A 25084-nucleotide genomic window follows, 5' to 3' on the forward strand; every position below is an offset into this window, starting at 1 on the left:
CCCCGTGTGTTTTTTGGGCCCCCGCGGGCCCCCCCCCCCCGGGCCGCGGGGCCCCGGGGGGGGGGCCTCCCGGGGGGGGTGCCCCCCGCCGCGGCGTGTACGTGTATGCGAGGGGGCCCGGCGGGAACATCCTGGTGACCGGGATGGGAGGCGGCCGTGACACTCGAGTGGGAATCGACGGACCCCGAGGTCGACGCACGCGGCGTGCTCGGCGACCCGCTCGACGCCGTACACGGTGACGTGCGGTCGGGCAACGGCCGACTGCCGCCGCCGTGGCCCGGCCGTCGACTGCCGCTCGGCGCGCGCTTCGACGGCGCCGGCACCAACTTCGCGCTGTGGGCGGGTGACGCCGAGGCGGTCGAGCTGTGCCTGTTCGAGGACGGCCCCGACGGGACGTCGCGCGAGACGCGGCTGCCGCTGCGCGAGCAGACCTTTCGGGTGTGGCACGGCTATGTCCCCGGCGTGCGGCCCGGACAGCGCTACGGCTATCGGGTACACGGGCGCTGGGAGCCCGAGCGCGGCGCGCGGTGGAATCCGGCCAAGCTGCTCCTGGATCCCTACGCCCGCGCCGTGGACGGCGAATTCCGGCTGGACGACGCGGTGTTCGGGCATGTGTACGGCGGACCCGACACCGTGCGCGACGATCGCGACTCGGCGGCGTTCGTGCCCAGGTCGGTGGTGGTGGCCGACGACGCCGACTGGTCGCACGACCGCCGGCCGAAGATCCCGTGGGCCGAGAGCGTGATCTACGAGCTGCACGTCAAGGGCTTCACCGCGCGCCACCCGCGCATCCCCGAGCGGCTGCGCGGCACCTACGCGGGCCTGGCCCACCCGGCCGCGATCGACCACCTGGTCCGGCTCGGGGTCACTGCCGTCGAGTTGTTGCCGGTGCATCAGTTCGTCTCCGAGGAACACCTGTTGCGCGGCGGGCGGACCAACCACTGGGGCTACAACACGGTGGGGTTCTTCGCGCCGCACGCGGCGTACGCCTCGGCAGGCGGGCGCGGCGGCCAGGTGCACGAGTTCCGGGACATGGTGCACGCGCTGCACGCGGCCGGGATCGAGGTGATCCTGGACGTGGTCTACAACCACACCGGCGAGGGCGGGCCGGGCGGGCCGACGTTGTGCTTTCGCGGAATCGACAACGGGGGCTACTACCGCCTGGCCGGGGGCGGCCGGCACTACACCGACTACACCGGGTGCGGGAACACGCTCAACGTGGTCCAGCCGCACGTGTTGCAGCTGATCACCGACTCGCTGCGCTACTGGGTGATCGAGATGGGCGTGGACGGCTTCCGGTTCGATCTGGCCGCCGCGCTCGCCCGGTCCACGCACGACGTGGACAAGCTGTCCTCGTTTTTGACCGTGATCGCGCAGGACCCGGTGTTGTCCCGGGTGAAGTTGATCGCCGAACCGTGGGATCTGGGCGCGGGCGGCTACCAGGTCGGCGCGTTTCCGCCGCTGTGGACCGAGTGGAACGACCAGTATCGGGACGCGGTGCGGGACTTCTGGCGCGGCGCCCGGCCGGACGTGCGAGGGCTGGCGTACCGGCTGTCCGGCTCCTCCGACCTGTACCAGCGCGACGGGCGCAACCCGTATGCCTCGATCAACTTCGTCACCGCGCACGACGGCTTCACGATGCGCGACCTGGTCACCTACGAGCGCAAACGCAACGAGGCGAACGGCGAGGACAACCGGGACGGGACCGACAACAACCGGTCCTGGAACCACGGCTACGAGGGCGAGACGGCGGACCCGAACGTGGTGTCGCTACGCAAGCGGCAGATCCGCAACCTGATGACCACGCTGCTGCTGTCCACCGGCGTGCCGATGATCACCTCCGGCGACGAGATGGGGCGCACCCAGGCGGGCAACAACAACGCCTACTGCCAGGACAACGAGCTGTCCTGGCTGGACTGGTCGGCCCTGGACTCGCCGGAGTGGCGCCCGCTGGTCGAGCTGACCGCGCGGCTGATCCACCTGCGTCGCACGCATCCGGTGCTGTGTCGCCGGGCGTTCTACTCGGGGCAGCCGGTCGCCCCGGACGGGCTGCGCGACCTGGCCTGGTTCACCCCCGCCGGGCGCGAGATGACCCGCCGGGACTGGTTCGCGCCGACCGCGACGCTGGGGATGTACCTGTCCGGCCTGGACATCGACCGGCGCGGCCCGCGCGGTGAGCGGATCGTGGACGACAGCTTCCTGTTCATCCTGCACGCGTCGTCGCAGCCGATGCGATTCACCCTGCCGGACGAGCCGTGGGCGCACTCGTACGAGGTGGTGCTCGACACCGCGCTGGAGGGGGATCCGATGGCCCGGTACAGCGAGCCGGTCGCGGGCGGTAGCGGGCTGCGGCTCGCGGGGCGGTCGGCGATGTTGCTGCGGGTGGAGCACGCGGTGTGGGCGCCTACATAGGGGCGAGCGATGGAGGCCGTACGCTCGCGTAGGGTGGAGATACCGACGGAGTTGCGCACGCGTGTGGCGTCCCGCCGTCCGCCGGACCGGCCCGACATCCCCCTCGAAGCGAAGGACCGCGCACCATGACGTCCCCGACGCCGATCCTGGTCACCGCCCCGAATTTCCGTGACGCGGGCGGGCACGCCACCGCGACCGGTCGCAAGGTGCGCACGGGCCTCGTGTACCGCTCCGACGGCCTCGGCGAGGTGGACGCGACCGACGCCGCGACGCTGGTGCGGCTCGGCATCGGCCTGGTGATCGACCTGCGCTCGGCGACCGAGCGCGACCGCGAGCCGGACCGGGTGCCGGCCGGCGCCGAGCTGCTCATCGCGGACGTGATGGGGCGGGAGAACGACGAGCTGTTCGGCGAGGTGTTCGCCGACCCGGATCGGGCGGGCGAACTGCTCGGCGGCACCGCCGGGCGCGAGCTGATGTGCGAGGTGTACCGGCGGTTCGTGACGAGCGAGGGTGCTCGGGCCGCGTACCGCTCGGTGTTCGCGCGCATGTCGAACGAGCCCGCGTCGACGGTGTTCCACTGCTCGCACGGCAAGGACCGGACCGGCTGGACGTCCGCCGTGCTGCTCACGCTGCTCGGGGTGCCCCGGGCGATCGTGGTCGAGGACTATCTGGCCAGCGCGGCGCACCTCGCGGAGAAGAACCGGGCGATCCTGGAGCACATCGCGGAGCGCGGCTTCGACCCGGCGCACCTGGCGCCGGTGTTCGACGTGCACGTGGAGTATCTGGACACGGCGTTCGCGGCGGCGGAGGAGCGGTACGGGTCGGTCGAGGGCTACGTGCGGGACGGCCTGGGGGTCTCCGACGCCGAGGTCGCGCGGTTGCGCGAGCGGCTGCTGACGCACTGAGCCGGGGCGGGTGGGTCAGCCTCGGGGCGGGCCCCACGGCGGCGGCGGAGGTTGGCGGTACTGGGGCTGCTGCTGCCAGGCCGGGTGCTGATGCGGGTTGGCCTGCGGCGACGGGTACGGCGGATACGGCGGGGCCGGTTGCCACGGGTTGGCCGGCTGCGGCGCGGCCCACGGGCCGGTCTGGTGCGGGAACGACATCGGCGGCATCGGCGGCTCGGGGCGACGGGTCGGGTGCGGGCCGCCGCGGAAGGTCACGCCGTAGCGGCTGCGCACCCGGCGGATCTCCCACATCGACATCAGCGTGATCGTGATCGGGCCGCCCAGCGACCCGATCAGCCGCACCGCGGTCGGCAGCGCGCCCTTGCCGCCGTCGTCCCCGAGGTCGATCAGCGCGCCACACCACGACAGCCAGGGCGCGATCACGGCGGGCAGCAGCGGGTGCCCGTCCACGGCGCGGAACAGGTGTTGCGGGATGGCGCGTACGGCGAGGAACCAAAAGCGCAACACCCACAGGGACACGGCCAGGCCGAGCACGGTGAGGAAGAACGCCTGCACACTGGCACCGGCGTTGACCTGCTTGGAGCCGTACGCCAACGAGCCCAGACCGCCGAGCGTGGCCACCGAGACGACCACGAACAGAGCGAGCGAACGCAGCGGCAACATCAGGCTCTTGCGCGTCTCGGTCCGCACGTCGGAGCGGGTGAGCGCGATGATGATGCCGACCGCGATCGGGCAGGCGATGATCGCCACGAAGATGGAGGCGATGAAGCTCGCCATCCAGCCCTGGGCGGCATCGTCGGTGCCCCCATAGGTGATCGCGATCCACACCAGCACGCCGAGCCCGAGCCAGGAGCGGATCGCCCGCACCCGCTCCAGCGTCACATCGCGCCCGATCAGCCGATAGTCGGGCACGAAGTAGCGCTCGGCCACCCGTTTCGGCAGCGGAATCCAGCCGAACACGAACATCGGCTTGCGCTCGATCCCCGAGTGCGTCACACGCAGGCCTTTCTAGACGACGCGCCCCCGTCAGGCGCCGACTCGCCCCGATGTTAGGGGGTCCGGCACCCTTCACCACCAACCCCGGCCCGCAACGCCGCCGCAATCTCCCCGACGTCCCCCATCGAGCCGTCCGCCACGGCAACGATCAGATCGAACAGCGCGTCCTCGTCGAGGGGGTGTACATCGATGCCGTTGTATTCGAGGAAGACCACGGCGGCGACCAGCCCGGTGCGCTTGTTGCCGTCCAGGAACGGGTGATTGGCCACGATCGAATGCAACAGCGCGGCCGCCTTCGACCAGGGATCGGGATAGGCGTCCACCCCGAACGCCGAGGACCCCGGGCGAGCCACACCGGACTCGATCAACGCGACATCCCGAATCCCGGGATTCCCGGTCGTCTCCTCGGCCACGGCGACCGCATCGGCGGCAGTGAGCAAGTACACCGAACTCACGCCTCCTTCAACCGCCGCAACAACTCCGGATACCGCTCCGCAAACCCCCGAGCCAACTCCCGCACCCGCCTCGCGGCCTCAGCCTCATCGCCCATACACGCACCCTACGATCCCCCACGCGCCCCGGCCCAAGGGTTATCCCGCCCGCCGGACCCACGCGGTCGGCGCAACCTGCGCAGTTCGTCCGGGCGGACGTTCACCGTGAACGGCGCGGGGGGCGTCGCCGCGTGTGGCCCCTCGGTGCGGGTCACCAACGCGTAGGCACCGTCGCGGAGTTCGAAGGCGTCCAGGACCGAGTCGTTCGGTTCGAGGACCCAGTAGTACTCGATCCCCCACGACGCGTACTTCTCGAGCTTGTCGACGCCGTCGCGACCCGCCTGTCCGGGCGAGACGATCTCGACCGCGAGCAGCACGTGCTCCGGGTCGAGCCAGACGTCGTCCTCGTCGGATTCCTCACCGACCCGGGCGGTGGCCCCCGCGACCACCACGACATCGGGTCGGGTGAAGTCGTCGTCCTGGCGCACGTTGATGTTCTCGTAGACGACGCAATCGACGCGGGCGTCCTCGGCGGCGGCTTCGAGCAGCACGGCCAGTCGTCGGCAGACCATCTGGTGCCGGCGGGAGGGGGCCGGGGACAACAACAGGGCTCCGTCCAGCAATTCGGCCCGCCGGCCACCGGCGTGGATCGCGAGAACGTCCTCGGGCGTCCACACCCGGCCGAACGCGGGAAGGCTGCTCATGGCTCTCCTTCCGCTCGATCGGACATACCCGATGCTACTTGGATGAAGGCCCCACACTCCGAAATGCCGTCGTGCGGCCGTTACCTCTTCGACCAGTCCTTTTGGGGGAGGTCGGCGCGGCCCTGGGGGGCTTCGGCGTTGGTGCGTAGGAGGAGGGCTGTGGGGGTGGTGTTCTTGGGGAGGTCGAACCACAGGTCTTCGACCAGGGTGTCGGAGGCGCCGAGGGTGAATTCGCGCAACTGGCGCTTGATCTCCATCGATTCGAGGTCCATGCCGAGTTGGGTGCCGTCCGAGAGGACCAGGCGCTGTTCCAGGTTGGCGACCTGCACGGTGGCCAGCGAGTTGTTGGCGATGGAGATCTTGACCCGGCACAGCCGGCCCTTGGCGAAGTGTTCGGCGTGGGTGCCGGTGATCCACTCGATGCCGCAGGTCAGCCCCTGTGCGGTGAACGTGGTCTGCCCGCTGAGCACCGGCGCCGCCTTCACCGGGATCTCCCGCTCACGCATCATCATCTTCAGCGGCTGGTCCTTCTCCGGCCAGTAGAGCGCCGCCGCCCCCGCCGCGACCCCCGCGCCGATCAGCAGCCCGAGTACGAACCCGATGGCGATCCACTGCCGGATCCGCCGCCGAGCCCCGAGATGGCCCGCCACCTCACCGCGTAACTCGTCGATCCGCCGACCCACGGGAACCATTCGCCACCCCTGTCTCCGCAACCGAGGCACGCATCGTATGGGCGCGCTCCCACCGCTGACGAGAGCTTTCCGCAGGGGCGCCCGGCCCTCAGTCGTGCTCGATCAAGGACGCCGCCGCGCGGGCGATGGCGGCGTCGAGCGGGCCCAGCGGAGTGGGCACGGCGTTCTCGCTCGGCGCGATGTACCAGACCAGCGGCCCGGATCCACCACGCGGCGGAGGAAAGGTCACCCAGGCCCCGAGACCGTGCCGACTCGGCCCGCGCTGATCCCGCAGCCGCGTGCGATCCGGACCCGAGACCGGAACCAGGAAGCCCATCTTCGCGCAGCGCCGGTCGTGGATCACCGGTCCGACCCGAACTCCCGCCGCCCGCAGGTGCTTCACCACCTCGCGCCCCAGCCGCGCATCCACCTCGATCACGTCGAACGTCTGCCCGGCGGCCACCAGACGCGGAGCGTAGGGGTTGCCGCCGGGCTCGGCCGAGTCGTACATGGGGTGACACCTTCATCCGTCGGATCGACTCCGGCCCCCGCACATCCCATCCCAACCCGCCGCGCCCGCCCGCGCCCCCCACACTCACGACTTGATGCACTTCCGTCACCTGTTCGGCCCAGGCGGATCAGTCGCGGTAGGGGTCGCTGAACGCAGGCATGGTCCTGGTCACGTCCTCGAGAATCGGCGTCATTCGGCGCGCGGCGGTGTAGTGCCTGCCCCGGGCCTTGCCGTGGGGTTCCAGCCACCCCTGGGCCACCAGTTCCCGAAGGTCGCGGACGGCGGACTGCTCGCTGATGTCGGCATCGTGTTGATACACCGGCCGTCGAACCTTGTTCCCGAACGCCGCAGGCATCAGGGCGAACGCCACGCGCTCGTCGAGACCGGCTCGTTCGGCGTGTTCGGTGAGCTCGCACCAGACCCGGGAGTACAGGTCCACCCGCCTGCCCGCCATCTGAGCCTGCCGGTGGTGGGCACCCAGACAGAAACGAATCCAGGCGTGGGCGTCCCGGGAAGGGTCCCAGGTAGGGCCACCCACCTGCTGAAGAACGCCGTAGTACGCGTACGTGTTCTGCCCATAGCCCAGCCATTCCTCGATGGAGGAGAACTCTGCGGGCATCAGCGCCTCACGAGAGAACATCAGAGTGGACACGGCGCGCGACATCCGACCGTTGCCATCGGGCCAGGGATGGATGCTCACGAGGTTCAGGTGGGCCATGGAGGCCCGGACGTGGACCGGTGATTCGAGGTCGCCCTCGTTGAGCCAGGCCACCAGTTCCCCCATCAGCGCCGGGACCCGACCAGGCTCGGGCGCCGTGTATGCGGCGACCGCGGGGTCCTCCGGGGAAGTGACGTGAACGGGGCCCTTGCGCCATCGACCCGGGCGCTTGTTCACGTGGTGACCCTGCATCATGAAGTGCAGACCGTTCAGCAGCCCCATGTCGTAACGAAAGTCCTCCCCCGCGTCGGAAAGGCCCAGGATGTAGGTCATCGCGCGCTGATACGCCTCGACCTCCACACGCGTCTCTTCGGAAGCCTCCAAAGGCTCCTCCCCCGACAACAGCGCCTCGACGTCGTCCACCGAGGCCGCGTATCCCTCGATCGTGTTGGAACCGGCGATGGCCCGGGCCGTGAGATTCCGCCGCAGTTGCCCCGACCACCGGAGTTCGGGGCGCAGCATGTGCCGCAGACGGGTGCGCATCTCCTCGATCTCCTGGAGAGCGCGCGCATCCCGGTCGTCGAGGCGGGGAACACGAAAGAGCATGTCTAGATGACACCATCATCTAGACAATTTCGCAAACGTGAATCCCTTACGTCGCCCGGCCCGCCTGGACCAGGCCCGATTCGTAGGCGAAGACGACTGCCTGGGCGCGGTCGCGGACGCCGAGTTTGGCGAACAGGCCCGTGGCATGGTTCTTGACGGTCTGGACGCCGATGCTCATCGTCTGGGCGATCTCGGCGTTGTCCAGGCCCGCCGCGATCAGGCGCAGGACCTCCACCTCGCGAGGGGTCAGGTCGCGCAGGCCCGTCGCCGAGGGCTGCGGGGCCGAGGGGGCCTTGACGAAGGACTCGATCAGGCGCGTGAGCAGCCGCGGCGCGACCGCGGCCTCGCCCAGGTGGACCGTGTGCACCGCCGCGATCAGGTCCTCGGGCAATACGTCCTTGGGCAGGAAGCCGATCGCCCCGGCGCGCAGCGCGCCCACCACGTACTCGTCCATGTCGAACGTGCTCAGCGCGAGCACCCGGCACTCGGGCAGTTCCTCGGTCAGCCGCGCGGTGGCCTGTACGCCGTCGAGCACCGGCATGCGGATGTCCATCAGGATCACGTTCGGACGCAGCCGATGCGCGGCCTCGACCGCCTGCGCGCCGTCGTCGACCTCGCCGATCACCTCGATGCCGGGATCGGAGCGCAGGATCAGCGCCAGGCCCCGACGCACAAGCGGCTGATCGTCCGCGAGCAGCACGGTGACCGGGGGTGCGTCCACGCTCATCGATTCAAGTCCTCTCCTGGCTCCGCCGGCGGCAGGGGCACGAGTGCGGCCACCCGGAATCCGCCTTCGGGACGCCTGCCCGTCTCGAGCACACCACCATGCACGGCAACACGCTCGCGCATACCGAGAAGACCGTACCCGCCTCCCACGACCGCGGTGCCCCCGCGGCCCGCGTCACCGTCGTCGCAGACCTCCACCGCGACCAGGTCGGACCGGTATTCGAGCCGTACGAAGACCCGCGCGTCACCCGCGTGCCGGCGCGCGTTGGTCAGCGCCTCCTGCACGATCCGGTACAGCGTGAGCCCGATCGCCAACGGCACCCGACGCGGCTCGCCCAGCGCCTCGAACTCGACGGGCAGCCCGGCCGCGCGCGACTCGGCGAGCAGCCGATCGATCTCGCGGATCCCCGGTTGGGGTTCGGAGGGCGCATCCTCGGCCGCGTCGGTGCTGCGCAGCACGCCGAGCAGTTGGCGCATCTCGCGCAGCGCGGTGCGGCCGGACGACTCCAGCGTGACCAGCGCCTCCCGGGCGATCTCGGGATCGCGGGCGAGGGTGGCGCGGGCGCCGCCGGACATCAGGTACATCGTGGTGATGTGGTGCGCGACGATGTCGTGCAGCTCGCGCGCGATCCGCCGGCGCTCCTCGGTCACCGCCCGCTCCGCGAGCAGCCGCCGGTTCAGCGTCACCTGCTCGCGCCACCGGCGCACCCAGACGCCCACCGCGATCACCAGGGCGACGAACAGCGTGTCGCCGAGCACCATCAGCGGGGTGGCCGAGTTCTCCTGCGTGGTGTGCGCCGCCTGACCCGCGAGCGCGGCGAGACCGGCCGCACCGATGGCACGTGCGCCGCGGTATCGGGCCACCGTGTACAGCGCGACCGCGACCGACACGGAGAAGTTGTGCGCGTGCATCGTGACGATCGCGGACAACGCCACGTAGAGCGCGACCAGTACGCCGAGCACGGGCATCGGCCGGCGCCGGCGGAAGAACAGCGCACCGGCGCCCGCCGTGATCAGCAGCGCGCCGATCACGGAGGCGTGCGGCGCGGCCGTATGACCGGCGCCGATGTACGAGGCGAGGTCGGCCGCCCCGCAGCCGAGCACGATCAGCAGGTCCGCACGGGTGCGCCGGCAGGCCCGGATCCGCCGCCGGACCAGCCCGACCAGCCCCGGGTACCACCCCGGCCCCGGCCTCGGACGGGCATCCGAACCCGCCCCGGCCGACTCGACCGCCGACCCGATACCCGGACCGGCCGCCGGCTCCGCGGCCGGCGCCCCGATCGTGGTGATCGTCGCCGGCCCCGCCGCTGAGCGGTGCTCGAAGCCCATGCGTGGGCCTCCTTCATGGTTGGTGCCGTTCGTTCGCCCGCGCCGCGGCCGGCGTCCTCCTACCCCGCCCGCCCCGCCCGTCCGCCCGGTCGTCCCATTCCATCGCCCGTGCCCGGTTTTCTGAACCTCATCGCAGATGATCCGCGCCCCGGACCGGAGTCCTGGTTCGGCGATCCGCCCGGACCGTGGTCCCGGTCCACTCCCCTTCCCCCGGTCGATGCCCGAGGGGGGTTTCGCATGATCAGCTTGAGGCATTCCGGAGTTCCGCATCGAACTCCCATGTTTCGATCCGACGGCGGAGAAGGAAAATGATCCGTAGAACAACCGCGTTCGCCACACGTCATCGATGGATGACGATTATCGTCTGGGCGATCGTCGGCATAGCCCTGACCGCCGTCGGCCAGCCGTTGATGAACAGTGTCACCGATTCGTCGACCGGCGACTTCCTGCCGAAGAAATACGATTCCGCGGCGGCGATCCAGATCGCCGAGAAGAAGTTCGACGAAAAGCCCGACCCGAACGCGGTGACCGTGCTCGTGGCCCGCGCCGACGGCGCCAAGCTCGGCCCGCAGGACCAGAAGAAGATCGCCGACACGGCTGCCGGCCTGTCCGCGAAGCGCATCAAGGCGGAGCCGGAGCAGTTCGCCAAGGACTTCTCCCAGACGCCGCGCTACACGGTCGGCGTGGTCGCGCCCGACGGGACGTTCCAACTGCTCACCCTGTCATTGAGCGGCAATGCGAACGACACCGGTCTCCAGGACGTGTATCGGGATGCTCGCGATCTCGCGAAAACCGATTACCAGGCCGCCGGATTCCGGGTCGGATTCACCGGCGGTATCGCAAGCACGGTCGACAGCACGGACGAGGAAAAGGACACCGAGGCACTCGTCGGCGCGTTGACGATGGGTCTCATCATCCTGCTGAACGTGGTGGTCTTCCGCAGCATCCTGGCGGCGATCCTGCCGCTGCTCGCGGTGGCGTTGATCGGCGGCGTCGCCACCGGCGCGGTCGCCGGCAGCGCGAAGCTCCTGGACATCAAGGTCGACCCGTCGGTGCCGTCGCTGATCACCGTCGTCCTGCTCGGCATCGTCGTCGACTACTTCCTGTTCCTGATGTTCCGCTTCCGCGAGGAGTTGCGGGCCAACCCGGACATGGACAAGCGCGAGGCCGCCGCCAACACCGCGGGCCGGGTGGGCAACGCCATCACCTGCGCGGCGCTGACCATCGTGGCGGCGTTCGCCACCCTGGGCATCGCCAGCTTCGGGCAGTTCAAGGTGCTCGGCCCGGCCATCGCTGTGTCGGTGCTGGTCGCCCTGCTCGGCAGCCTCACCCTGCTGCCCGCGCTGCTCGCGGTCACCGGTCGGGCGATGTTCTGGCCGGCCCGGGCCTGGAAGAAGGAGCGTCCGGCGGGCTTCGCCGCCCGACTGGGCGAGAACATCAGCGCGCGTCCGGTGCGCTACCTGATCGGCAGCCTGGTCCTGCTCGGTGCGCTCGGCGCCGGCGCGGTCGGCGTGAAGATGAGCTACGACCAGCACGGTCAGCCCACCACCAACGCCACCAGGACCGCCGACGAGATCTCCCGCTCGCTGCCCGCGGGCGTGTCCGACCCGCACACCGTCTACGTGCAGACCAAGGCGGGCGGCAAGCTCGACGAACGTTCGCTCACCGGGCTGACCGGCGCGCTCGGCAAGGTCGAGGGTGTCGGCCAGGTCGCCAAGCCCGTGCTCAACCCGGACAAGTCGGCCGCTCGGATCGACGTGTTCCTGGCCGCCAAGGCCGACACCCAAAAGGCCCGTGACCTGATCACCGGCCCGGTGCGCGGCACCATCGCCAAGAACACGCCCGAGGGCAGCGAGGCACACATCACCGGAACGGCGGCGATCTTCGCCGACGTGGCCACCGCAGTGAACAAGGACCTCAAGCTGGTCTTCCCGGTCGCCGCGATCCTGATCGCGCTGATCCTGTTCCTGCTGCTGCGCTCGCTGCTGGCGCCGCTGGTGCTGATGCTCGCGGTCGGGTTGGGCTTCGTGGCCACGCTCGGCGCCGGGACGCTGGTCTTCCAGCACATGCTGGACCGCCCCGGGGTGAACTTCACCCTGCCGCTGGTGCTGTTCCTGTTCGTGGTCGCGCTGGGCACCGACTACAACATCCTGATGAGCGACCGGCTCCGGGAGGAGATGGACAAGCCGGTCCCGGCCCGCAAGGCGGTGGCCGAGGCGGTCCGGCACACCGCGCCGGCGATCGCCACGGCCGGTCTGGTCCTGGCCGGTTCCTTCGCCAGCCTGGCGGCCAGCCCCGCGACCGCCGAGATCGGCTTCGCCACCGCGGTCGGCATCCTGCTCTCCTCGATGCTGCTCTCGATCGTGCTGGTGCCCTCGATCGCCGCGATCCTGGGCCGGGGCCTGTGGTGGCCGCGGCGGAGCAACAAAGGGCACGGAGGCGGGGCGCACGCGCCGACGGCGTACGGCCACCCGGACACGGACCGCACGCTCGTGACCGAGCCGCAGATGGCCGGTGGCTACGGGCCCGCCCCGTACGCCGGACAGCAGCCCTACCCGGGGCAGCAGCCCTACCAGGCGCAACAGCCCTACCCCGGGCAGCCGTACGGGCAGCACTACCGCCCGGACCAGCCGCGCGGCTGACCGAGCCGATCGGGACACACCACGACCAGCAACCCCGAAGGGGGCGGCGCCGGGACACCGGCACCGCCCCCTTCGGGGTTGCGCGCTGCGCGAGTTCGGGCGATCGAACCGATCAGTTCGCCGCCGTCCAGCCCGCCCAGTCCATCGCCCAGCCGCTCCAGCCGTTGTCGGGGTCGACCGTCTTCCGGGGCGAGTTGATCACCTCGACCACGTCACCGATCAGCGATTCCTTGTAGAACCACGCGGCGTTCATGCTCGGGTCGCCGCCGCCCTTGACGTCCTGCAGGCTCACGCAGCCGTGGCTGGTGTTCTCCTTGCCGAACGGCAGCGGGTCCGTACGCCAGTAGTTGCCGTGCACGTAGGTGCCGGTGTTGCTCAGCCGCATGCCGTGCGGGACGTCCTTGATGTCGTACACGCCCTTGGCCAGGCCGACCGTCTGGGAGTCCATGTGCACCGTGGGCTCCTTGGACATGATCGTCATCTTGCCGTTCCACGAGGGGTTCTCCGCGTCCCCCAGGCTGGCCGGCAGCTTCTTGAGCAGCGCGCCGTCGCGAGTGATCGTCAACGTGTGCGCGGTGTGGTCGGCGACGCTGGTCTGCGCGCGGCCGACGGTGAAGGTGACGTCCTTCTTCTGCTTGCCGTACACGCCCGGGGAGGTCTGCTTCCCGTCCAGGTCCAGGTGCAGGGTCACCTTCGTGCCGGGCTTCCAGTACTTCTCCGGGCGAAAGTCCAACCGCTGGTTGCCGAACCAGTGGCCCTTGACCTCGACGGCGGGCTCCGAGGTGACCTTGACCGACTGGTTCACCACCGCCTTGTCCGTGACCTTCTTGGTGAACTCCAGCGAGACGATCATGCCGACGCCGTACGTCTCGTTCGCGTCGATGTTGAACACGCCGTAGTTGGTGTTCGCCGGGGTGAGCGTGGTGAAGGAGGACTGCAGTGCCGACACCAGCCCGGCGGCGTCCGTCGCGGTCGCGGACACCGCGTACTTGGTGCCGGTCTGCAGGGCCGCCGCGGGCTGCCAACTCGCCCCGTCCGGCGAGATGGTGCCCTCGACCGGTTTGCCGCCCTCGGAGCCGGTCACGGTGACCTGGGTCAGCTTTCCGGCGCTCGCGCTCACCTTCAGCGCGCCGTCGGTGGCCACCTCGGTCGCGCCGTCCTTCGGCAGGATCGTGACCACCGCCTGGGACACCTTGGGAGCGCCGTCCGGGGCCTTGGTCTGCGCGATGGGCGCGACCTTGTCGTCCTTCGCGTCCTTCCCGCCCTTCTTCCCGTCACTCCCGCTGCACGCTCCCGCGCCCAGGAGCGCGACGCACACCGCGAGCGCCGGCAGGGCCCGGCGGATCCGTCGTCGCGAACGAGGTCTGTGTGCGCTCGAACCGGATGTGGCCCCTGCTGCCGTCGTCGACATGGATCTCCCTAAGTGGCTGCGCTACCAAAGGGATGACTCCATTGCCCGCCCCGGTCGTGGCGGTCACGCGGTATGAGTTCAATCACCACCCCGGGACGGAACCGCGGGCGCGGGGCCAGCGCCGGCCGAAAAACGCCTCGGGCCCCGCCGTCCCGAAGGACGCCGGGGCCCGAGCCCGCGATCACCGCGTCAGCGCAGCGCGATGCCCTCCGCGAAGCCCTCGCTCTCCGGCGGGATCGCGATCAGGCCGAGTTCGGCGGGGCCGGCCAACAGCGGGTGCGTGGGCATGAGGCGCACCGTGTAGCCGAACGGCCCGGTCCGGTCCAGCGCGAGCGAACCCTCGTAGAACCAGCGGCCGTGCTCGTCCCGGCGACCGGCCTTCAGCGGCGCGATGGTGCCGTCCACGATCCGGTCCGCGTCGTCGACCCGGCCGTGCACGACCTGGACCTCCACGTCGGCGGGGGCGAGTTCGCCCAGCGAGACGAAGACCCGCAGGTTCAGCGTGTTGCCGACCTCGGGGGCGTCCCCTATCCCGCCCGACTCCACGTGATCGACCCGCACGCCCGGCCAGGACCGCCGCACGTGCGCCTTCCACTCGGCCAACTCCCGGGCGGCCGACCCGGTGATCGCCCGACCCGACAGCGCGGCCGGCGCGTACAGCACGTCGACGTAGTCCTTGACCATCCGGTCCGCCGGCACCTTCGGGCCGAGCGTGGCCAGCGTGTGTCGGACCATTTCCAGCCACCGGGTGGGCAGGCCCTCGGGGCCCCGGTCGTAGAACCTGGCCGCGACCGAGTTCTCGATCAGGTCGTAGAGCGCCGCCGCCTCCAGATCGTCCCGACGATCCACGTCGGTGATCCCGTCGGCGGTCGGAATCGCCCATCCGTTCGAGCCGTCGTACCACTCGTCCCACCACCCGTCCAGGATGGACAGGTTCAGGCAGCCGTTCAGCGCGGCCTTCATCCCGGAGGTGCCGCACGCCTCCAGCGGGCGCAACGGGTTGTTCAGCCAGACGTCGCACCCGGGGTACAGGTGCTGCGCCATCGCGATGTCGTAGTCCGGCAGGAACACGATCCGATGCCGGACGTCCTCGCCGTCGGCGAACCGCACCAGGTCCTGGATCAGCCGCTTGCCGCCCTCGTCGGCGGGGTGCGCCTTGCCGGCGATCACGATCTGCACCGGACGCTCCGGATGCAGCAACATCGAACGCAGCCGGTCCTGATCGCGCAGCATCAGGGTGAGCCGCTTGTAGGAGGGCACCCGGCGAGCGAACCCGATGGTCAGCACGTCGGGATCGAGCACCCCCTCGATCCAACCCAATTCCGCCTCGCCGGCGCCGCGTTGCCGCCACGACGCACGCAGCCGCAGCCGGGCCTCGGCGACCAGCTTCGCCCGCAGCGCGCGCCGCAACTCCCACAACGAGCCCGCCGACAGCCCATCGATCGCCGCCCACGCCGCCGGATCCTCGGCGAGTTCGACGCCCGCCTCGCGTGCGATCAGGTCGGTGACGTCGCCGTCCACCCACGTGGGCGCGTGTACGCCGTTGGTGATCGAGGTAATCGGTACCTCGGTGGTGTCGAAGCCCGGCCACAGGCCGTCGAACATGCCCCGACTGACCCGTCCGTGCAACTTGCTCACACCGTTGGCCCGTTGGGCGAGCCGCAAGCCCATCACGGCCATGTTGAACACGCCCGGATCACCGTCCGGGTAGGTCTCCGCGCCGAGTGCGAGGACCCGATCCACCGGAACCCCCGGACACGCGAGGTCGCCGCCGAAATGCCGCTGGATCTGATCGCGACCGAACCGGTCGATGCCGGCCGGCACGGGCGTGTGCGTGGTGAACACCGTGCCCGCCCGGGCGGCTTCGAGGGCCGCGTCGAAGTCCAGCCCGTCGGTCCCGGTGAACTCGCGGATGCGCTCGATGCCCAGGAATCCGGCGTGGCCCTCGTTGGTGTGGAAGACCTCGGGCGCGGGATGGCCGGTGATCTCGCAAAAAGCCCGCAAAGCCCGCACCCCGCCGATGCCGAGCAGCATCTCCTGATGCAAGCGGTGTTCGCTCGTGCCGCCGTACAGCCGGTCGGTCACCTCGCGTTCGGCGGGCTCGTTCTCCTCGATGTCGGAGTCGAGCAGGAGCAGTGGCACCCGACCGACCTGGGCCTTCCAGATCCGCGCGTGCAACTCACCCGTCGGGAGTCCGATGACCACCCGTGCGGGTGCACCGTCGCCACCCCGAAGGAGGGTCAGCGGCAACTCGTTGGGGTCAAGGAGGGGGTAACGCTCCTGCTGCCAACCGTCTCGGGACAACGACTGTCGGAAGTAGCCGTGGCGGTACATCAATCCGACCCCGACGATGGGCACGCCCAGGTCGCTGGCGGCCTTGAGATGGTCGCCCGCGAGGATGCCCAAACCCCCGCTGTACTGCGGAAGTGCCGCCGTGATGCCGTACTCCGGCGAGAAGTACGCGATGGCCGCCGGTGGTGCGGCAAGGCTCCCACCGGTGTCCGAGAGGGTTTGATACCAGCGAGGTCCGGTCAGGTATTCGTGCAGGTCTTCGGCTGCGACCCGCAGGCGGGCAAGGAAGCGGCGGTCGTCGGCGAGCGCGCCGAGCTTGTCGTTCGGCACGGTGCCGAGGAGGCGGACCGGATCCCGGCCGACCGCCGCCCAGGTGTCCGGGTCGATCGACTCGAACAGGGCGCGGGTCTCCGCGTGCCAGGACCAGCGGAGGTTCATTGCCAGTTCACCCAGTGGCTCCAGCGGAGCGGGCAGAACCGTACGCACGGTGAATCTGCGGATTGCTCTCACGCTGCGACCCTAGCCGGAAGGCGGCAGAACTTGCGACAGTGGATGCAGTGCGCTTGCAAAGCCGGCAAGATCTTGCGGATGGGTCTGGGGGCGTTTTTACACCATATGGACCGTGCCCCGATCGACTTGACGATCGTTGAACAGCCGGGTCCTTCCGTCCCGCCGTACCGCGGACACACCAGACATCCGCCGTCCACGGTCGCGGGCCGGGCCCCACCCGGTCCCCGCCTGGTGGTCGCGTCACGAGCAATGGCCGCCGCGCAGCGGTGAGAGGTGGACCCGAGCGATCCCACCGGTCGCCGCCGGGTCGGTTCGTCGCCACTCCCGGGTCCGGCAATCGGGGTATCGAGTGGGTTTCCGTACGGGTGCATCGCGCGCGACGCGCACGGGACGCCCGTCCGTGGGTACAGGAGTTCGGCATGACCAGTTCGGCTGGGAAGGACCCCGGGGGCGCTCGCGCACCCCGGGCGGGGCAGGTCGCGGCCGACGAGGCCGCGGCACGGAAGACGACCGCCGGAGGGTCGCGGGCCACACGGCCCGCAACCGCGCCGGCCGACACCACCGCGACGTCGACCGCCGCGAAGTCACCGGCGCGCGCCGGGAAATCCGGACGGACCGCGGGCGCCGCGGGCGCCGGGCGCGGCGGCGGGTCGACCAAGACGGCCAAGCCGGCCGCGCCGCGGATCGGGCGGATCCCGATCATCGACGTCGAACCCGTGGTCGACGGCGGCACCCGCCCGGTGCGCGCGATCCCGGGCGAGACCTTCCGCGTCGGCGCCACGGTTTTCCGCGAAGGCCACGACGCGGTGGCCGCGGGCGTCGTGTTGCGCGACCCGCGCGGCCGGGCCGGCGCGCTCACCCCGATGGTCCCGGGCGCGCCCGGAACCGACCGGATGCACGCGACGGTCACCCCGACCGCCGAGGGGATGTGGTCCTACGCCGTCGAGGCGTGGGGCGACCCGATCGCGACCTGGCGGCACGCCGCCGGGATCAAGATCCCGGCGGGCCTGGAGGTCGGACTCGTCCTGGAGGAGGGCGCGCAACTCCTGGAGCGGGCCGCCGCCGGGGTGCCGAAGAAGGACGGTCGGCAAGCGGTCGTGCTGGCCGCGGTGGACGCGCTGCGGGACGAGACGCGCTCGCCCGCCGAGCGGCTGGCCGCGGCGCGCTCGGCCGACCTGGACGAGGTGCTGGCCCGGCATCCGCTGCGCGAGTTGGTCACCTCCTCGGCCCGCTATCCGCTGCGGGTCGAGCGCGAACGCGCGCTGTACGGCTCCTGGTACGAGTTCTTCCCCCGTTCCGAGGGCGCGGTGGTGGATCCCACCGGCGGCCGGCCCCCGCGCAGCGGCACCTTCCGCACCGCGATGGAACGGCTGACGCAGGTCGCGGCGATGGGCTTCGACGTGGTGTACCTGCCGCCGATCCACCCGATCGGCACCGCCTTCCGCAAGGGTCCCAACAACACCCTCGTGGCCGGCGAGCACGATCCCGGCTCGCCGTGGGCGATCGGCTCGCCCGAGGGCGGGCACGACGCGATCCACCCGGACCTGGGCACGATCGAGGACTTCGACGCGTTCGTGGCCCGGGCCCGCGAGTTGCGGATGGAGGTCGCCCTCGACTTCGCGCTCCAGGTCTCCCCCGACCACCCGTGGGTGGAGAAGCATCCCGAGTGGTTCCGGCACCGCGCCGACGGCACCATCGCCTTCGCGGAGAACCCGCCGAAGAAGTACCAGGACATCTACCCGATCGACTTCGACACCGACTTCGACGGTCTGGTCGAGGAGACGCTGCGGGTATTGCGGCACTGGATGGCGCACGGCGTACGGATCTTCCGGGTGGACAACCCGCACACCAAGCCGGTGATGTTCTGGGAGCAGGTGATCGCCACGATCAACGCGACCGATCCCGACGTGCTGTTCCTGGCCGAGGCGTTCACCCGCCCGGCGATGATGCGCACCCTGGCCAAGGTCGGCTTCCAGCAGTCGTACACGTACTTCACCTGGCGCAACGGCAAGGACGAACTTCAGGAATACCTCACCGAGTTGACCACCGGTGAGGCGTCCGCCTACATGCGGCCCAACTTCTTCGTGAACACGCCCGACATCCTGCACGCCTATCTGCAGTACGGCGGTCCGGCCGCGTTCAAGGTCCGCGCCCTGCTCGCCGCCACGCTCTCCCCCACGTGGGGCGTCTACGCGGGTTTCGAGCTGTACGAGCACGTCGCCGTCAAGGCGGGCAGCGAGGAGTACCACGACTCGGAGAAGTATCAACTGCGTCCGCGCGACTGGGCCCGCGCCGAACGCGAGGGGCGCTCGCTGGCGCCGTACATCACCACGCTCAACCGTGTGCGCCGCCGGCACCCGAGCCTGCAACGTCTACGAAACCTGACCTTCCATCACGTGGACGACGATGCGGTCATGGCCTTCTCCAAGCGCACCCGGGTGGGTGACGTCGACGACCTGGTCCTGGTCGTGGTGAACCTCGATCCGCACCACACCCACGAGGCGACGGTCCACCTGGACCTGCCCGCCCTCGGCCTGGACTGGCAGGACACCTTCGCGGTGCACGACGAGTTCACCGGAGCCGGTTACCGCTGGGGTCGGCACAACTACGTGCGTCTCGATCCCGCGCACGAGCCCGCGCATCTCTTCTCGGTCCGGAGGAACAGCCCGTGATCGTCAACGAACCCGTCCGCGACACCTTCGACGACACCCCGTCGCGGGATCGCGATCCCCTGTGGTTCAAGCGAGCCGTCTTCTACGAGGTCCTGGTCCGATCCTTCCAGGACAGCAACGGGGACGGGGTCGGCGACCTCAAGGGACTGACCCAGAAGCTGGACTACCTCCAGTGGCTGGGCGTCGACTGCCTGTGGCTGCCGCCGTTCTTCGCCTCGCCGCTGCGCGACGGCGGCTACGACGTGGCCGACTACACCGCCGTGCTGCCCGAGTTCGGCGACCTCGCCGACTTCGTCGAGTTCGTCGACTCGGCGCACAAGCGCGGCATGCGGGTGGTGATCGACTTCGTGATGAACCACACGAGTGATCAGCACATGTGGTTCCAGGAGTCGCGGAACAACCCGGACGGGCCGTACGGCGATTACTACATGTGGGCCGACGACGACAAGGCCTACGGCGACGCGCGGATCATCTTCGTCGACACCGAGTCGTCCAACTGGACCTACGACCCGGTGCGCAAGCAGTACTTCTTCCACCGCTTCTTCGGCCACCAGCCGGATCTCAACTACGAGAACCCGCGTGTGCAGGAGGAGATGCTGGCCGGCCTGCGCTTCTGGCTGGACCTGGGCATCGACGGCTTCCGCCTCGACGCGGTGCCCTACCTGTTCGCGCAGGAGGGCACCAACTGCGAGAACCTGCCCGCCACCCACGAATTCCTCAAGCGGGTGCGCAAGGAGATCGACGACAAGTACCCGGACACCGTGCTCCTGGCCGAGGCCAACCAGTGGCCCGAGGACGTGGTGGACTACTTCGGCGACGGCGACGAGTGCCACATGGCGTTCCACTTCCCGGTGATGCCGCGCATCTTCATGGCGGTGCGCCGCGAGTCGCGCTACCCGGTCTCGGAGATCCTGGCCGGCACGCCGTCCATCCCGGACAACTGCCAGTGGGGCATCTTCCTCCGCAACCACGACGAGTTGACCCTCGAAATGGTCACGGACGAGGAACGCGACTACATGTACAAGGAGTACGCGAAGGATCCGCGCATGCGGGCCAACGTGGGCATCCGCCGCCGGCTCGCGCCGCTGCTCGACAACGACCGCAATCAGATCGAACTGTTCACGGCACTGCTGCTGTCACTGCCGGGCTCGCCCGTCCTGTACTACGGCGACGAGATCGGCATGGGGGACAACATCTGGCTCGGCGACCGCGACGGAGTGCGCACGCCGATGCAGTGGACGCCGGATCGCAACGCGGGCTTCTCCACGTGCGACCCGGGCCGGCTGTACCTGCCGAACATCATGGACCCGGTCTACGGCTACCAGGTCACCAACGTCGAGGCGCAGATGTCCAACGCCTCCTCGCTGCTGCACTGGACCCGCCGGATGATCGAGGTGCGCAAGCAGAACCCGGCCTTCGGGCTCGGTGTGTACAACGAGCTGACCTCGTCCAATCCCAGCGTGCTGGCGTTCCTTCGCGAATTCGAGGACGACATCGTGCTGTGTGTTCACAACTTCTCGCGCTTCGCCCAGCCGACCGAGCTGGATCTGCGGCAGTTCGAGACGTATGAACCGGTCGAGCTGCTCGGGGGGGTGACGTTTCCCGCGATCGGCGAGCTGCCGTATCTGCTCACCCTCGCGGGGCACGGTTTCTATTGGTTCCGCCTCACCCGTGGAGAAATGACGCTGTGACGGATTCCACCCGACCCCACGATCCGACTGCCTCCGCCGTGATCGCTCTGCTGCGCGACTGGCTGCCGCAGCAGAGATGGTTCGCCGGCAAAGGCCGGCCTCTTCGTGGGGTCGGCGTGGTCCACAGTCTCGAAGTGGTCTCCGGCGATCCCGCGCTGCACCACATGTTGCTGCGGGTCGACCACGGTGGCGCACCCGAGCACTACCAACTCCTCCTCGGCGTGCGCGCCGGTCTGCCGGACCGGCTCACCCACGCCCTGATCGGCCGATTGCCCAACGGCAGCAGCCTCTACGACGGTGTGCACGACGCGGAGCTGACCCGGTGGTTGCCGGAACGGTTCGTCGCGGCGGACACCGTCGGCCCGCTGGCCTTCCATCGCCCCGGCGCCCAGGCGCCCGATCCCGAACACGTCGGCCTGGTGATCGGCGCCGAGCAGTCCAACACGTCGATCATCTTCGGCGACGACGTGATCCTGAAGTTGTTCCGCCGGGTGGTGCCCGGGGTCAATCCGGACCTGGAGGTCTCGCTGGCCCTCGCCGGCGCGGGCTCGCGCCGGATCCCCGCGCCGATCGCCTGGTTCGACATGCCCTTCCCGGACGCGGACGGCGAGCCGACCACGCTGGGCATGCTCCAGGAGTACCTGCGTACCGGAACCGACGGCTGGGAGCTGGCCAAGACCTCGGTGCGCGACCTGTACGCGGGCCAAGAGGTGCGCGGCGCGGGGCCGCACGCGCACGAGACCGGCGGCGACTTCGCCGGCGAGTCGTTCCGGCTGGGCGCGGCGACCGCCGAGGTACACGCCGACCTGGCCCGCTCGTTGCCCACCGCGGTGGCGGGCGAGCCGGAGCTGACCGCGATCGCCGACGACATGGAGCGCCGGTTGCACGCGGCGGCGGAGGCGGTGCCGGAGTTGGCCCCGTTCACCGATCGGCTGCGCGAGGCGTACCGGGATCTGCGCGCGCTGGGCCGCGACGGTCACCCCGTGCCGCTCCAGCGCATCCACGGCGACTTCCACCTCGGCCAGGTGATGCGCACCGCCACCCGGTGGGTGCTGCTCGACTTCGAGGGGGAGCCGGCCCGGCCGCTGCGCGAACGGCGCTCGTTGCACTCGCCGCTGCGCGACATCGCCGCGATGTTGCGCTCGTTCGACTACGCGGCCCGACACCTGCTCGCCGGCGGCGGCGGATTCTGGGGGCGCGGGACGCCCGCGCCACACCTGGTACGCCGTGCGGAGGAATGGGCCACCCGCAATCGGGAAGCCTTCTGTGCGGGGTACGCCGACGCGGGCTCGTTCGACCCGCACTCCGAACCCGTGCTGTTGCGGGCCTTCGAGACCGACAAGGCCGTCTACGAGGTCATGTACGAGTCGGGCAACCGCCCCTCGTGGTTGCCGGTGCCGATGTCGGCGATCCGGCGCCTGGCCGAACGTGCGCCGTTGCCGCACTGACGCATCGTCGATTCCCGTTCCGTACCAACGTCTCAGGAGGTCCCATCCGTGACGGCCCGTCAGGACAGCGCGTCAACCGAGGACGGCGGGGTCGCCGGCCGTCCTGCCAAGCGTTCGGCGGGGCGTGCCCGCCCCCGGCCGACCGGCCGGCCCGGGGTGCCACCGTTGGCCGCCGACGAGTTGCGCCGTCTGGTGGACGGCGGCCATCACGATCCGCACGGGCTGCTCGGCCCGCATCCGCACGTGCCCGGCGTGGACGGCGTGGTGGTGCGGGTGCTGCGCCCGTGGGCCCGTGAGGTGATCGTGGTCACCGGAGAGCATCGGGTGCCGCTCACCCACGAGGCGGAGGGGCTGTTCACCGGCCTGCTGCCCGGCACCGAGGTGCCCGACTACCGGCTCGAGATCCGCTACGACGGCACCGAGCTGCACACCGACGACCCGTACCGCTTCCTGCCCACCCTGGGCGAGTTGGACATACACCTGATCGCCGAGGGCCGGCACGAGCGGTTGTGGGACGTGCTCGGCGCGCACGTGCGCTCCTACGAGACCGCCAACGGCCCGGTCACCGGCACCTCGTTCGCGGTCTGGGCGCCGAACGCGCGCGGGGTGCGGGTGGTCGGCGACTTCAACTACTGGGACGGCATCGCGCACCCGATGCGCTCGCTGGGCTCCTCCGGGGTCTGGGAGCTGTTCGTGCCCGACGTCGGCGACGGCACCAAGTACAAGTACGAGATCCTGGGCCGGGACGGGGTCTCCCGGCAAAAGGCCGACCCACTGGCCTTCGCCACCGAGCTGCCGCCGTCCACCGCGTCGGTCGTGCACACCCCGACCTACACGTGGTCGGACAAAGAGTGGTTGGAGAAGCGGGCCGAGACGGTCCACCACATCGCGCCGATGAGCGTGTACGAGATCCACCTGGGCTCGTGGCGACCAGGCCTGAGCTACCTCCAACTGGCCGAGCAGTTGCCCGCCTACGTGACCGAGATGGGCTTCACCCATGTGGAGCTGCTGCCGGTGGCGGAACACCCGTACGGCCCATCGTGGGGCTATCAGGTGTCCTCGTACTACGCGCCCACCTCGCGGTTCGGCAATCCCGACGAGTTCCGGCACCTCGTGGATGCGCTGCACCGGGCCGGGATCGGCGTCCTGGTGGACTGGGTGCCGGCGCATTTCCCCAAGGACGCGTGGGCGCTGGCCCGGTTCGACGGGACCGCGCTGTACGAGCACCCGGATCCGCGCCGGGGCGAGCACCCCGACTGGGGCACCCTGGTCTTCGACTACGGCCGGCACGAGGTGCGCAACTTCCTCGTGGCCAACGCGGTCTACTGGTGCGAGGAGTTCCACATCGACGGGCTGCGGGTGGACGCGGTCGCCTCGATGCTCTATCTGGACTACTCGCGCGAGCACGGCGAGTGGGCGCCCAACCAGCACGGCGGCCGGGAGAACCTGGACGCGGTGGCCTTCCTCCAGGAGATGAACGCGACGCTGTACCGGCGGGTACCCGGCGTGCTCACCATCGCCGAGGAGTCCACCGCGTGGGACGGGGTGACCCGCTCCACGGAGAGCGGCGGACTCGGCTTCGGGTTCAAGTGGAACATGGGCTGGATGCACGACTCGCTGGAATACATCCAGAAGGAGCCGATCCACCGGCAGCACCACCACAACGAGATCACCTTCTCGCTGATGTACGCGTGGAGCGAGAACTACATCCTGCCGATCAGCCACGACGAGGTGGTGCACGGCAAACGCTCGATGGTGGACAAGATGCCGGGCGACCGCTGGCAGCAGATGGCCAACGTGCGCGCCTACCTGGCCTTCATGTGGGCCCACCCGGGCAAGCAGTTGTTGTTCATGGGCTCGGAATTCGGCCACGGCGCGGAGTGGTCCGAGGCGCGCGGCCTGGACTGGTGGCTGCTGGACCACGCCGAGCATCAGGGCATCCGGGAGTTGGTCCGCGACCTGAACTCGGTCTATCGGAGCCGGCCGGCGTTGTGGACCCAGGACACCCGCCCGGAGGGCTTCTCCTGGATCGACGGCGGCGACGCGGCGTCCAACGTGCTGTCGTTCGTCCGGCACGGCGCGGCCGGCGAACAGCTGGTGTGCGTGTGCAACTTCTCCCCGGTGGTCCGGGAGGACTTCCGGGTCGGTCTGCCGCACGCGGGCCGGTGGCGTGAGGTGTTGAACACGGACGCGGCCGGCTACGGCGGCGCCAATGTCGGCAACCAGGGAGAGGTACGGGCCGAGGACGTGGCGTGGCACGGGCGACCGGCCTCCGCGTCGATGACGCTGCCGCCGCTGGCCGCTGTGTGGTTTGTGCCCGAATAGGGGTTGATGTGGCTTCCGGAAGCCGACGTTGCAGGGGCGACGTCGGCTTCCGGTCTGTTCGCGGTCTGTTCGCGGTCGGCTTCC

17 protein-coding genes are annotated in these 25084 nt (G+C 70.1%); 7 read left to right on the forward strand and 10 right to left on the reverse strand.

Annotation, left to right across the window (positions count from 1 at the left end):
- The first annotated feature begins 204 nt into the window (after positions 1–204).
- Positions 205–2412 carry a glycogen debranching protein GlgX gene (gene glgX, locus ACWGR4_RS44415; RefSeq protein ID WP_452131653.1) on the forward strand — a complete coding sequence of 736 codons (2208 nt, stop codon included), beginning with the start codon at positions 205–207 and terminating at the stop codon, positions 2410–2412.
- A 125-nt stretch (positions 2413–2537) separates the two neighbouring features.
- Entirely contained in the window at positions 2538–3317 is a 780-nt protein-coding gene (locus ACWGR4_RS44420; protein ID WP_452131641.1) for a tyrosine-protein phosphatase, read from the forward strand.
- A 15-nt stretch (positions 3318–3332) separates the two neighbouring features.
- Here ACWGR4_RS44420 and ACWGR4_RS44425 read toward each other — a convergent pair whose 3' ends face one another.
- From ACWGR4_RS44425 to ACWGR4_RS44460, 8 genes are all read right to left on the reverse strand, one after another.
- Positions 3333–4313 (reverse strand): hypothetical protein, encoded by a 981-nt coding sequence (locus ACWGR4_RS44425; protein WP_379995088.1) that lies wholly within the window; start codon positions 4311–4313, stop codon positions 3333–3335.
- A gap of 53 nt (positions 4314–4366) precedes the next feature.
- Positions 4367–4759 carry a type II toxin-antitoxin system death-on-curing family toxin gene (locus ACWGR4_RS44430; RefSeq protein ID WP_452131642.1) on the reverse strand — a complete coding sequence of 131 codons (393 nt, stop codon included), beginning with the start codon at positions 4757–4759 and terminating at the stop codon, positions 4367–4369.
- Between the two features lie 113 nt (positions 4760–4872).
- Positions 4873–5508 carry a Uma2 family endonuclease gene (locus tag ACWGR4_RS44435; RefSeq protein ID WP_452131643.1) on the reverse strand — a complete coding sequence of 212 codons (636 nt, stop codon included), beginning with the start codon at positions 5506–5508 and terminating at the stop codon, positions 4873–4875.
- Between the two features lie 80 nt (positions 5509–5588).
- Entirely contained in the window at positions 5589–6200 is a 612-nt protein-coding gene (locus ACWGR4_RS44440) for a hypothetical protein (RefSeq protein ID WP_452131644.1), read from the reverse strand.
- An 88-nt stretch (positions 6201–6288) separates the two neighbouring features.
- A complete protein-coding gene (locus ACWGR4_RS44445; RefSeq protein ID WP_379995081.1) occupies positions 6289–6690 on the reverse strand; it encodes a hypothetical protein in 402 nt (133 codons plus the stop codon).
- Positions 6691–6817: 127 nt separating this feature from the next.
- Positions 6818–7954, reverse strand: a complete 1137-nt coding sequence (locus ACWGR4_RS44450) for a Fic family protein (RefSeq protein ID WP_452131645.1) — start codon at positions 7952–7954, stop codon at positions 6818–6820.
- Between the two features lie 46 nt (positions 7955–8000).
- A complete protein-coding gene (locus tag ACWGR4_RS44455) occupies positions 8001–8681 on the reverse strand; it encodes a response regulator (RefSeq protein ID WP_078975373.1) in 681 nt (226 codons plus the stop codon).
- Positions 8678–10009 (reverse strand): sensor histidine kinase, encoded by a 1332-nt coding sequence (locus ACWGR4_RS44460; RefSeq protein ID WP_452131646.1) that lies wholly within the window; start codon positions 10007–10009, stop codon positions 8678–8680. The genes ACWGR4_RS44455 and ACWGR4_RS44460 overlap by 4 nt, the downstream gene beginning before the upstream one ends.
- 350 nt (positions 10010–10359) lie before the next feature.
- Here ACWGR4_RS44460 and ACWGR4_RS44465 point away from each other — a divergent pair, with 350 nt between their 5' ends.
- Positions 10360–12651 carry an MMPL family transporter gene (locus tag ACWGR4_RS44465; protein ID WP_452131647.1) on the forward strand — a complete coding sequence of 764 codons (2292 nt, stop codon included), beginning with the start codon at positions 10360–10362 and terminating at the stop codon, positions 12649–12651.
- Between the two features lie 112 nt (positions 12652–12763).
- On the opposite strand, the gene ACWGR4_RS44470 is transcribed toward ACWGR4_RS44465, so the two are convergent.
- Together ACWGR4_RS44470 and glgP are read right to left on the reverse strand one after the other, a co-directional pair.
- On the reverse strand, positions 12764–14062 hold the full coding sequence (locus tag ACWGR4_RS44470) for a L,D-transpeptidase (RefSeq protein WP_452131648.1): 1299 nt from the start codon (positions 14060–14062) through the stop codon (positions 12764–12766).
- 189 nt (positions 14063–14251) lie between these two features.
- A complete protein-coding gene (glgP, locus tag ACWGR4_RS44475) occupies positions 14252–16864 on the reverse strand; it encodes an alpha-glucan family phosphorylase (RefSeq protein WP_452131649.1) in 2613 nt (870 codons plus the stop codon).
- A 419-nt stretch (positions 16865–17283) separates the two neighbouring features.
- Here glgP and ACWGR4_RS44480 point away from each other — a divergent pair, with 419 nt between their 5' ends.
- The 4 genes from ACWGR4_RS44480 to glgB are packed head-to-tail and all read left to right on the forward strand — an operon-like array spanning position 17284 to position 25000.
- The gene (locus ACWGR4_RS44480; RefSeq protein WP_452131650.1) at positions 17284–19536 is read left to right on the forward strand and encodes an alpha-1,4-glucan--maltose-1-phosphate maltosyltransferase; all 2253 of its coding nucleotides are present in this window, start codon (positions 17284–17286) and stop codon (positions 19534–19536) included.
- Entirely contained in the window at positions 19533–21227 is a 1695-nt protein-coding gene (treS, locus tag ACWGR4_RS44485; protein ID WP_078975378.1) for a maltose alpha-D-glucosyltransferase, read from the forward strand. Before ACWGR4_RS44480 ends, treS begins: the two co-directional genes overlap by 4 nt.
- Positions 21224–22675: a maltokinase N-terminal cap-like domain-containing protein gene (locus ACWGR4_RS44490; RefSeq protein WP_379995066.1), complete on the forward strand. Its 1452-nt coding sequence runs from the start codon at positions 21224–21226 to the stop codon at positions 22673–22675. The genes treS and ACWGR4_RS44490 overlap by 4 nt, the downstream gene beginning before the upstream one ends.
- Positions 22676–22723: 48 nt before the next feature.
- The gene (gene glgB / locus ACWGR4_RS44495; protein ID WP_379995064.1) at positions 22724–25000 is read left to right on the forward strand and encodes a 1,4-alpha-glucan branching protein GlgB; all 2277 of its coding nucleotides are present in this window, start codon (positions 22724–22726) and stop codon (positions 24998–25000) included.
- Positions 25001–25084: the final 84 nt, after the last annotated feature.

The sequence above is a fragment of the Embleya sp. NPDC055664 genome (assembly GCF_053618075.1).